10 protein-coding genes are annotated in these 11,315 nt (G+C 44.6%); 1 reads left to right on the top strand and 9 read right to left on the bottom strand.

Translation table 11 applies throughout. From position 1 onward, the window contains the following. Positions 1-3: 3 nt before the first annotated feature. The 5 genes from lpdA to AC2Q9J_RS08365 all read right to left on the bottom strand — a co-directional run bounded on the left by lpdA (position 4) and on the right by AC2Q9J_RS08365 (position 6,761). Entirely contained in the window at positions 4-1,431 is a 1,428-nt protein-coding gene (lpdA, locus tag AC2Q9J_RS08385) for a dihydrolipoyl dehydrogenase (protein ID WP_499038919.1), read from the bottom strand. Positions 1,432-1,449: 18 nt separating this feature from the next. Further along, positions 1,450-2,535: a butyrate kinase gene (buk, locus tag AC2Q9J_RS08380; RefSeq protein ID WP_499038918.1), complete on the bottom strand. Its 1,086-nt coding sequence runs from the start codon at positions 2,533-2,535 to the stop codon at positions 1,450-1,452. A gap of 20 nt (positions 2,536-2,555) precedes the next feature. Then, complete coding sequence (locus tag AC2Q9J_RS08375) at positions 2,556-3,650, bottom strand: Leu/Phe/Val dehydrogenase (protein ID WP_112223874.1); 1,095 nt, start codon at positions 3,648-3,650, stop codon at positions 2,556-2,558. Between the two features lie 20 nt (positions 3,651-3,670). Then, the gene (gene yqiS / locus AC2Q9J_RS08370; protein WP_499038915.1) at positions 3,671-4,585 is read right to left on the bottom strand and encodes a phosphate butyryltransferase; all 915 of its coding nucleotides are present in this window, start codon (positions 4,583-4,585) and stop codon (positions 3,671-3,673) included. 130 nt (positions 4,586-4,715) lie between these two features. Continuing rightward, positions 4,716-6,761 carry a sigma-54 interaction domain-containing protein gene (locus AC2Q9J_RS08365; protein ID WP_499038913.1) on the bottom strand — a complete coding sequence of 682 codons (2,046 nt, stop codon included), beginning with the start codon at positions 6,759-6,761 and terminating at the stop codon, positions 4,716-4,718. 122 nt (positions 6,762-6,883) lie between these two features. On the opposite strand from AC2Q9J_RS08365, the gene AC2Q9J_RS08360 reads away from it, so the two are divergent. Continuing rightward, positions 6,884-7,117, top strand: a complete 234-nt coding sequence (locus AC2Q9J_RS08360; protein WP_210018927.1) for a DUF2627 domain-containing protein — start codon at positions 6,884-6,886, stop codon at positions 7,115-7,117. 354 nt (positions 7,118-7,471) lie between these two features. On the opposite strand, the gene AC2Q9J_RS08355 is transcribed toward AC2Q9J_RS08360, so the two are convergent. From AC2Q9J_RS08355 to ahrC, 4 genes are all read right to left on the bottom strand, one after another. After that, entirely contained in the window at positions 7,472-8,191 is a 720-nt protein-coding gene (locus tag AC2Q9J_RS08355; RefSeq protein WP_499038912.1) for a glycerophosphodiester phosphodiesterase, read from the bottom strand. Positions 8,192-8,350: 159 nt separating this feature from the next. Next, a complete protein-coding gene (spo0A, locus tag AC2Q9J_RS08350; protein WP_499038910.1) occupies positions 8,351-9,109 on the bottom strand; it encodes a sporulation transcription factor Spo0A in 759 nt (252 codons plus the stop codon). A gap of 34 nt (positions 9,110-9,143) precedes the next feature. After that, entirely contained in the window at positions 9,144-10,841 is a 1,698-nt protein-coding gene (recN, locus tag AC2Q9J_RS08345) for a DNA repair protein RecN (protein ID WP_499038908.1), read from the bottom strand. Between the two features lie 17 nt (positions 10,842-10,858). Next, on the bottom strand, positions 10,859-11,308 hold the full coding sequence (ahrC, locus tag AC2Q9J_RS08340) for a transcriptional regulator AhrC/ArgR (protein ID WP_084246040.1): 450 nt from the start codon (positions 11,306-11,308) through the stop codon (positions 10,859-10,861). Positions 11,309-11,315 lie beyond the last annotated feature (7 nt).

Here is an 11,315-nt window from a genome sequence, read left to right as displayed (position 1 = left end):
CCTTTAACTGTGGATTGCTTTGCCGTCAACGGCAAGAGCAGCTTCACCCATGACCTCGGATAATGTCGGGTGAGGGTGTATCGTGTCTGCAATCTCCCATGGAGTTGCATCGAGTACCATTGCAAGACCTGCTTCAGAAATCATATCCGTTACGTGCGGTCCGATCATATGAACGCCAAGGACGTCATTTGTTTCTTTATCAGCGATGATTTTGACAAAACCGTCACTTTCACCGTAGACAAGCGCTTTTCCGATAGCTTTGAAAGAAAATTTACCGACTTTAACGTCATGGCCTTTTTCCTTTGCCTGCTCTTCAGTAATGCCAACGCTCGCTGCTTCGGGATTCGAGTAGATGCAGCGGGAAACTTTATCATAGTCAATGGCATGCGGATTATTGCCTTTAATATGCTCAATTGCGGTAATGCCTTCGTGAGATGCAACATGCGCCAATTGCAGGCCGCCGATTACATCACCGATTGCGTAAATATGGGACTCTTTTGTCTGGAAAGTGTTTTTCACTTGAATAAACCCTTTATCGACAATGATGTCCGTATTTTCGATACCGATATTTTCAACATTTGCCTGGCGCCCAACGGACACAAGCATTTTTTCAGCAGAGAAGCTCTGGTTTTCACCATTGATTTCAGCTTGGATAGTAACTCCGTTATCACCTTTTTCAAGGGTATCAGCCATTACTTTTGCGTTTGTGGCAAAATTGATGCCTTTTTTCTTCAATAATTTAAGCATCTCTTTTGAGATATCTTTGTCCTCAGTCGGAATGATGCGGTCAGCATACTCGATGACCGTCACTTCTACACCGAAATCGTTTAGCATGGATGCCCATTCTATTCCGATGACACCGCCACCGACAATCAGTATTGACTTAGGCAACTCAGTCATAGTGAGGGCTTCATCTGAACTCATTACAAAGTCACCGTCAATTTCAAGACCCGGCAGGCTGCGCGGCCGTGAACCAGTTGCGATGATGACGTTATTAGGAATCAGCATTTCGTTTTCTTCGCCATTGTTCATTTCGACAGAAATTGTACCAGGATTCGGAGAAAAGATGGAAGGCCCTAAAATACGGCCGATTCCCTCATAAACATCAATCTTCCCTTTTTTCATCAATCCTTTTACACCATTGTGCAATTGATCGACAATCCCTTGTTTGCGCTGCTGCACTCTAGAAAAATCAAGGCTGACTTCTCCAGTATTCACTCCGAAATCAGCGGCATGGTTTTTTGCAGTGGAGTAAACTTCCGCGCTTCGAAGCAAAGCTTTGCTTGGGATGCATCCTTTGTGAAGGCAAGTTCCGCCAAGGTCGCCTTTTTCAACGATTGCCGTTTTCAAGCCTAATTGTGCAGAGCGGATTGCGGCAACATAACCGCCGGTTCCGCCGCCAAGGATGACTACATCATAATTCTGTGCCATGTAAGTGTCCTCCTTCTATTATAAAGCCGGATATATTTTAGCTGATTCTTCTTTATTCAAAACTCTTACCGCACCTTCAGCAAGAGCCTGTAATTCGTTTTCGCCTGGATGTACAGCTACATCCGCAATCCAGTTGATCCGATCAGATATCGCTTTCACAAAACCCTTTCCATAAGCAAGACCGCCGGTGAGAATGATGGCATCAACTTTTCCGTGCAATACAGCACTCGCTGAGCCAATTTCCTTAGCTACTTGATAAGCCATGGCATCATAAACCATCTCTGCCTGTTGATCACCTTTTTGAATACGTTTTTCAACAGTCACGGCATCATTTGTGCCCAGATAACTGACCAGTCCACCCTGGCCGACAAGGCGCTTCATAATTTCATGGCGGTAATACTGGCCGGAGAAACATAGCTCGACCAAATCACCGGCAGGAACTGTCCCTGCCCGTTCGGGGCTGAACGGCCCATCCCCATGCAAACCGTTATTGACCTCGACTACCCGGCCCTCTTTGTGGACGCCCACAGTTATACCTCCACCCATATGAGTGACGATAAGCCTAAGATCCTCATAACGCCGGCCTTTCTCTTTGGCGTATCGTCTGGCAACGGCTTTCTGGTTCAATGCATGGAAGATCGATTTTCGCTCTATCAGAGAAAAACCGGAAATCCGTGCAATGGGATCCAGTTCGTCGACAACTACAGGATCTACGATAAATGCCGGTATATTCAGTCCCTCAGCAATTTCATTGGCAATGATGCCGCCAAGATTGGAAGCATGCTGACCGGAAACGCCTTTGCGGAGATCCGCCAGCATCGCTTCATTGACTGAGTAGGTGCCGCCCTCTATTGGCCGCAGCAATCCACCACGGCCACAGACAGCAGATAACTTCGAGATATTCATTCCTTCTTCATCCAATGCTTCCAGAATGGTTTGTTTCCGAAATGCATATTGATCGATGATCGATGGAAATTCATTGATCGCTTCTGTTGAATGGCGGATCGTTTTTTCCATGATCAGAATATCGTTGTCAAAAACACCTATCTTTGTCGATGTAGAGCCGGGGTTGATGACCAGTATGCGATAAAGCTGTTCCTGCAAAGCGATCCCTCCATTTCAGTTTAGCGTCTGCTGATGATGTTATGTTCATTGCGCAGGAATTGGCTGCGTGACTTGCGGACGCGTTCGATGCGCTCTTCAGCCATACGGTCTGCTGCTTGGTAGCTAGGAATTCCATCACGTTTTGAAATTGCGAAGATGCGGGAAATGCTGTCGTAAATTGTTTCCACACGCTTCATTGCACGTTCGTTATTGTATCCGTATAGTTCGTCAGCTACGTTGATTACGCCGCCTGAGTTGATTACGAAGTCAGGAGCATAGACGATGCCGCGAGCTTCAAGCTCGTCGCCGTGGCGTTCTTCTTTCAATTGGTTGTTTGCTGAACCAGCAACAACTTTCACTTTTAATTGTGGGATTGTATCGTCATTGATGATTGCGCCCATCGCACATGGAGCGAAAATATCCGCTTCCTGTGAATAGATATCGTTCGGTTCAACAGCTGTAGCACCGAAATTATCTACAGCACGTTGAACTGCATCTTTATTAATGTCTGTAACGATCAGGTTCGCGCCTTCTTTGTGCAGGTATTCGCACAATGTATAAGCTACGTTGCCGACACCTTGGACAGTAACGGTTTTGCCTTCAAGTGAATCATCGCCGAATGCTTCAAGAGCAGCAGCTTTCATACCGATATAGCAGCCGTAAGCTGTAACCGGTGAAGGATTTCCTGAAGAACCGAAAGCAGGAGAAATTCCTGTTACGAAATCTGTTTCTTCGTGGATCAGATCCATATCAGCCACAGTTGTGCCAACATCTTCTGCAGTAATATAACGGCCGTTCAATCCTTGGATGAAACGTCCGAATGCACGGAACATTTCTTCATTTTTGTCTTTCAACGGATCGCCGATGATAACTGTTTTACCGCCGCCCAAGTTTAAGCCGGCTGCAGCGTTTTTATATGTCATTCCGCGTCCAAGACGGATTGCGTCTTCGATCGCTTCTTCTTCTGTTTCGTAATTCCACATGCGTGTGCCGCCTAAAGCAGGCCCTAATGTAGTGTCGTGGATGCAGATGATCGCTTTAAGTCCGGAATTTTTGTCCTGGCAAAATACCAATTGCTCATAATCATGTTCTTCCATTTTCTTGAATATTTCCATTTCAAATTCCTCCTAATGATTTATTCAATGGCTGATGATTTTATCGCCAATGCTAGTGAAAACAATTTACTCTCGGCACTGTCTGCCCGGGAAGTCAGCACAATCGGCGCCTTAGCACCCGCAATGACTCCTCCGACTTTCGCTTTCGCGAAATAGACCAAAGATTTATAAAGGATATTACCGGATTCTATGTTCGGTACCACTAAGATGTCCGCTTTTCCAGCGGTGGTTCCTGAGATGCCCTTATGTTCAGCGGCTATGGTTGAAATTGCATTATCCAAAGCCAATGGCCCATCCACTGTGCAATCAGTGATTTGCCCTCTTTTGTTCATTGCGGTCAAAGCAGCCGAATCAAGTGTTGCCTGCATTGCCGGGTTTACGACTTCAACTGCTGCAAGCGGTGCTACAACAGGATTGTCCACACCCACGGAACGCGCGACTTGCACTGCATTCCGGATAATCTGGGCTTTTTGCATGAGATCGGGCGTAATATTCATGCCTGCATCCGTTACGAAAATAAGCCGATCAAAACCTGTAATTTCGAACGCCGCGACATGGGACAGAATATTACCTGTCCGCAGTCCATATTCATCGTTCAATACAGCTTTCAAAAGCACTGCCGTGGGAATATGCCCTTTCATCAAGACATTAGAATCTTTGACGAAAACAGATTTCACTGCGGCATTCGCTGCTTGCGCAGCTCCTTTTACATTAACCAGCCTGACTTTCGGATGATTCAATAAATGAGGAAAATGTTCTTTGATCATGTTTTTTAGTTTGGCTTCTTCATCAAATAGACTAAAGCTGGCTATATTGCGTGAGATTGCCATGCTAACTGCTTCCAATACTTCCATATCGGCTGCAGCGGCAACCGCCACATCATTTTGTTTCACTTCTGTAGAGATTTGTTCAACTATTTCATTTAATGTGGTCATTGATTATCACCTCATTCTTCTTAATTAAAACAGAAAAAAGCCTGTAATATAAGGGATGTAAGCGTTTTATCAAGTGAAAACAGCGTATCTCTTTGCAAATTCTTGCAAAATCGTGCAAAAAGCTGCAATTTCAATCCAACCCGAACTTTTCCAACTTGTAATAGAGGGTTCTTAACGACACATCCAGCGCTTTTGCGGTCTTGGATTTATTCCCTTTATTTTGTTCAAGAGCACGCTGAAGAATTCCCCGTTCAACAGTATCAAGCTGTTCCTGAAGCGGGCTGCCGCTTTCAATCGCCACTTCGTTTTTCGCTTCTGAAGCTTTAATCATATTCAATGGTATATTTTTTTCTGTCAGGACTTTTTCATTGATATTCATGAAGATCATCGCTCTGCTTATGACGTTCTCAAGCTCCCTTACATTTCCTGGCCAGTCGTATAAACGCAAAAGCTGCAGCGCTTTATCGGTGATGCTTTCCACGTTTCTGCCATACTCCTGGTTCAATTTCATCAGCAGGCGGTCAACGATTCGCGGGATATCCTGTTTCCTGCTCCGGAGAGGCGGAATGAGAATCGGCATCCGGTTGAGTCGATAATAGAGATCTTCCCTGAAAGTTCCATCCAACAATGCTTTTTCCATGTTGGCATTGGTGGATGCGATCACCCTGACGTTAACAGGAATAGGAGTGCCGCCTCCTATTCTCAACGTTTCATGTTCTTGAAGCACTCTCAATAATTTGCTTTGTATAGCCGGAGACAATTCTCCGATTTCATCAATGAAAATACTCCCATTATTAGCTTCTTCAAATAATCCTTTCTTTTCACCGCTTTTGACTCCCGGCAAAGCACCTTCTTCGTAGCCGAAAAGCTCACTTTCCAGCAATTCCTCAGATAATGCCGCGCAGTTTACGCGCACAAATTTATTGTACTTGCGGTCACTGGCACTGTGGATGGCATGGGCAAATAATTCCTTGCCTGTTCCTGATTCGCCTCGCAGCAATACCGTAACGGGTGTTTGCGCAGCCAGTTTCGCCTGTTGAAGTGACAATTGCATTTCAGGAGATAGACCGATGATGTCATCAAAAGTATATTTGGATTCCAACGTCCGGATGATGCTTCTTGCACGGTCCAGCTCTTTCATAAGCGATCTGATTTCCGTAGTATCGTGAATGACGCCGACACTTCCTTTAAGAATGTTATCAACGATGATGGGAGCCACATTAACAATTACTTCCCGGTTTGCAGGCCCTACTTTGAGATTGACTCCACGCACCGGTTTCCGCGTCTGAAGCGCACGCAAATGCATACTTTCCCCTTCAGAAATATCCGCAGAAGCAGGCTGTCCGATGACGTCTTCCATCTGTAGACCGGTGATCCGCGTATAGGCCGGATTGACAAGAAGCCCATAACCGTTTTCATCCACAACTGAAATGGCATCGTCACTCGATTGGATAATCGCTTGAAGCATCGTCTGGATTTCTTTCAGATCCGTAATTTCTTCCGCCAATGAAACCACTTCGGTAATATCTTGAAACACCGCGAACGCCCCGATGATTTCCCCATTTTCATCAATCATGGGGAAACGGGAAGTGACAATTTTCAAACCATTCTTTAATTGTAATTCCCTGTTCAATTCAATCCTTCCCGTTTCATAAATCCTCGGAAGTTCACTGGTTGAAATCAATTCATGGATGTGTTTTCCGATGACTTCCCGGGAATCTTTTTCAAGCATCCTTGAAGCGGAGCGATTCATAAAAATGATATGGCTGGTTTGGTCAATGCCAATCATTCCTTCTTCAATTGAATTGAAAATGATATTCTGTTTGTGGCTTTCACCGCTTAGCTTTTTGATAAAATGTTCTTTTTCGATTATCAGCTTTACGATGAAGTTCGCAATACTTCCTGGAATAATGACTGTGCCTGAGGGAAAGTAGTTTTCCAGCTGCTGCTGTACGTCATTGCTCCCTGATACATTGATCACAATATCAAAATCGTTTCTATGAAAATCCGTATAGCTTTCCCTGACGATAATTCCCAATTCTTTTGCCAGATTCAATGCCGGAGCAGCAGGATTAATGTCTGCGATGCCGGCCATTTCCAGATTTTCGGAATCACGCAGCATTTCGAGCAAAGCCGAGCCGCCTGCACCGCCGCCTATTATCAATACTTTTTGCAAGATAATTCAAACTCCTTTGCTGTCTATGCAATAGATTGCAATCTTATTTAAGGGTACATCAGGCAGGATTTCTTGACAACTTTAACGGAAATCGGAACAATAGGTAGAGAAGGAGTGGAAACATGGGACGTTTAATAGCATTCATCATTCTTTTAATACCTGGAATTATGGCCGCCTATGGCATAAAACTAATGAGAGATTCTGTATTCAATAAATTGTTGGAACCTTACCCTGTTCTTTGGCTTCAATTTTCACTGGGACTGCTTTTCACCGTCCTCGGTATCGGATTTTTTGCAGGCTTCCTGCTGAATCGGGACCGCAAAAAAGGGACAGTATCAAAGAGATTTCAGAAGTAACGAAAAGCGACAGTGCCCGTTATGCTCTGAAAGGCATAAGACGGATTAGCGAAGTGGCGATCTTTGCCACGCAGCTAATCTGGCTTATGACCCGAAGAGCAGGGCCGCTGGAGTCTAGACAGTAACGAAAAGCGGAAACGGCCGCTCAGCTCCGACAAGCGTAAGACACGCTGGCGTAACGGCATGTTTTCAGCCGTCTAGCCAGAGGGGCTTACGACTCGAGGAGTTGGCCGTTGGAGTCTAGACAATAACGAAAAGCGGAAACGGCCGCTCAGCACTAAAAGGCATAAGCCAGAGCTGGGCGCTGCAGTCTGGACAACTACGAAAACTCATTCCATAAAAAATGCGTCTGCCTCACTCAGGCAGACGCATTTTTTCTTTGATTTTTCCCGGATAATCCGTGATGATGCCAGATAGATATTGCGAAGGTTGTTTTACCATCTTTTCAGTGCCAACAATTCCATATACTCTTATCGTCTTCTGCATCTTTTTTAAACGAACTAATAAATCTTCTGAGTATAGGCGTTTATGCAGATGGATACTGTCAACCCAGGTCAGCTTGTCCAATAATTGAAGCTTGAGGTTTTTTTTGATAACAAGAGCTGTTTCGATTTCGGGTTTGCATTTTTTCATTTCCTTTAGAATATCAGCGTTGAAAGAAGAGAGGTGAATATCTTTTAATCCTTCAAGCATAGCCGCCAGGATTTCAGGTCCTTCTGGATGAACAGCAAAAGATTCTTTCATCTCGATATTCAGCGGAATCGACTTTTCCTTTGCCCAGTGGAAAACTTCATATGCTAAAGGAATGCGATCGGCTGAAAATCTCCGCCGTCCCCGCTTCCCTATTTTCAGATCTTTTATTTTTTCATAATCCGTCTCTTCAATCATCAGGTTTTTGCCGCTCAGTCTTTTTAGATTGTCATCATGAAATACCAGCACTACTCCATCTTTCGTTATCTGAACATCCAACTCGATGCCCACGTTCAATTCACAGGCCTTGCGAAATGCCGGCCATGTATTCTCGAGCGCAGAAGATGAGGCGCCCCGATGGCTGTATATTTCTATATTTTGCATGATTACCACGCTTTCTGCTTGAGAATTTTTCTGGTGCGGGATGTTATTTTCCATTCGGTGTCCATTTTACCATGATGCTGTAGGATGTACAGTTATCCGAATGGAAATGAGGACACCGGAAACTGCTGTTCCGATGCCCTCATAGGTGAATAATGCCTGTTATTCAGCGTTCTTATTTTCATTTTCCATGTTCCGGTGGACTGTTTCGTGCAACATGGCAATGAATTCCGAGTTAGCCGGGCGATTCCTCAAATAGTCTTCGCTGTAGCCGAATGTCTGGGCTATCGTTTTAATATCTCCGCGATTCCACACAAGCTCTATCGCATGGCGTATTGAGCGTTCTACGCGTGTGGAAGTGGTATCAAATCTTCCAGCGATTCCCGGATACAATGATTTCGTCACTTTATGAATAATGTTCGGGTCTTCCAGCACAAGATTTACAGCTTCTTTTAAATAAATATAACCATTGATGTGTGCCGGAATCCCGATCTCTTTGATAACTGCAGTAACGGGATCGTCTTTTACCTCTGGCTCCGCATTCTTTTCTTCCATTATATGTTCAATCTGCAAAGCCAGACGATCGAGTTCAAACGGCTTCATGATGAAATAGGAAGCACCGTTTTGAGCAGCCTGGCTCATCAAGGTATCCTGACCAAATGCAGACAGCATGATTACACGGACATCTTTAAGCTCTTCATCACCTTTAATGGCATCCAGTACACCAATCCCGTCCAGAAAAGGCATGATATTATCCAGTAATAATATATCAACTTGCTGCTTCTTCAGCATTTCTATGCATTCTTTTCCGTTATGGACGACTGCCACCACTTCCATATTCGGCTGTAAATTCAGATATTCCACCATCATATCCGCTAATTGGCGATTATCATCGGCAATCGCGACGTTTATCTTTTCCATAATTCCACGTCCTCCTGTACCTGCTCTTTGGAGTTTATCTCATCGCAAGTTTGCGGTCTTTGGCGAGCTTAAGCAATTCGTCTGCATGCTGCAATGTCAATTCTGTAATTTCCGCTCCCGAAAGCATCCTGCTCATTTCTTCCGTTCGTTCACGGCCATCCAATTCATGGACTGCAGTAATGGTACGTTTCTTTTCAATCCGTTTTTCTATGAAAAGATGCTGATCAGCCATAGCCGCAACTTGTGGCAGATGGGATATGCACAATACCTGGGAATGCACGGATATCGCTGCAATTTTTTCTGCGATTGCTTGTGCTACCCGGCCACTGACTCCCGTATCAACTTCATCGAAAATAATGGAAGTGATTCCTTGATGCTTCGAAAAGATTGTTTTTAAAGCAAGCATCATCCGTGACAATTCACCGCCTGAAGCCACTTTTGTCAAAGGCTTCAGAGGCTCCCCCATATTAGTAGATATATGGAAAGCAATGGAATCTCCGCCATTTCGATCGAATTTGCCAGGTGCGAATGGTTCAAAGACCACTTCAAACGAAGCTTTGCCCATATGCAATTCACGCAGCTGCTCCATAATATCTTTGCTCAGGCGGCTGGCCGCTTTTTTCCTTAACAAAGTCAGCTCTTCCGCATCAACTTTCAGGTCTTCTTTCAATTCCTTCAGCTTCTGTTGATCCAGCTGAAGCCGCTGGTCACGGTTCAGCAATTTATCCAATTCGTCTGTCTGGGTTTCCTGATAGATGAGGATATCTTCGACTGAAGCTCCATACTTTCTTTTAAGTGACTGAATGGCTGCTAGGCGCTGTTCAATTTCATTGAGTCTGGCAGGGTCGAATTCCATGTCGTCCAGCATGCGTTTAATCTCTGTTGCTGTATCCTGCAATTGATAGAATGCGCCACTTACCATTTCCGAGTGGCTTTGATATGTCTCATCTACAGACGCGGCATGTTCTAATTCAGACATGGCAGAACCGACCCAGTCCAAACCTTTGGATTCTCCTTGAATCGCTTCATGCGCTGCAGAAACCGATTCATAAATCTTATTGAAGTTCTGCAGTTTTTTTCGTTCAAGCGCGAGCTCTTCCTCTTCACCGGCGGTAAGTTCAGCAGCTTCAATTTCACGAAGCTGGAAAGTCAGCAAATCAATTCGCTGTGCAATTTGCTGTTCATTCTCATTATAGGAAGAAAATTCACGTTTCAGTTTCGTGTATTTTTCATAAGTATTGGAATAACTCGCTTTTGCTTTCAAAAGACTCTTTCCGGCATACTGATCCAGTAAATGAAGATGCCGCTTTTCATCCATCAGCTCCTGGGTTTCATGCTGGCCATGGATGTCGATCAATGCACCGCCGACTTCACGCAAGATAGAAATCGTCACCAGTTTACCATTAATTCGGCAGACGTTTTTCCCTTTGTCATTTAATTCGCGGCGCAGTAACACATCCCCTTCAGCAGAATCTATTCCCAGCTCGTCCATTTTACGAAAAACGGGGTGCTTCGGGTCTTCAATTGAAAAAAGCCCTTCTATTTCAGCTTTACTGGCCCCATGCCTGATAAACTCCTGGCTTCCTCTGCCGCCAGCCAAAAGATTGACCGCATCGATGATGATCGACTTTCCTGCTCCAGTTTCGCCAGTCAACACGGTAAGCCCTTCGGTAAAACTGACTGTCAAATTATCTATGATTGCAAAATTCTTAATATCCAATTCACGAAGCATCAGCTTTCACCTCTTCATCAAAGCATTTCAATCAAGCGCTGTTTTAATATATCCCGATGTTCTGTATCTCTGCATATTATCAAACAGGTGTCATCGCCGCATATTGTTCCGAGTATCTCTGGCCAGTCCAGATGGTCGATCAATGAACCTATAGCGTGGGCATTGCCAGGCAAGGTTTTCATGACGAGAAAATGGCTTGCACCGTCAATGCTGACAAAAGCATCAGTTAGTGCGCGATGCAATTTCTGCATCGGATTAAAGCGCTGATCCGCAGGCAAACTGTATTTATAGCGCCCGTCCTGCAACGGCACTTTGACAAGATGCAATTCTTTTATATCCCTGGAAACTGTAGCTTGTGTGACTTCATATCCGCCAGCTTTCAATATATCCACCAATTCATCCTGCGTTTCAATCTCGCGGTTCGAGATGAGATCACGGATTTTAATATGGCGTTGTCCTTTATTCATAATGTGC

Source organism: Planococcus sp. RAB007_Raresut (genome assembly GCF_057369535.1).
The sequence above is the reverse complement of the archived record's forward strand: the minus strand, read 5'-3'. Positions and strand labels throughout refer to the sequence as shown.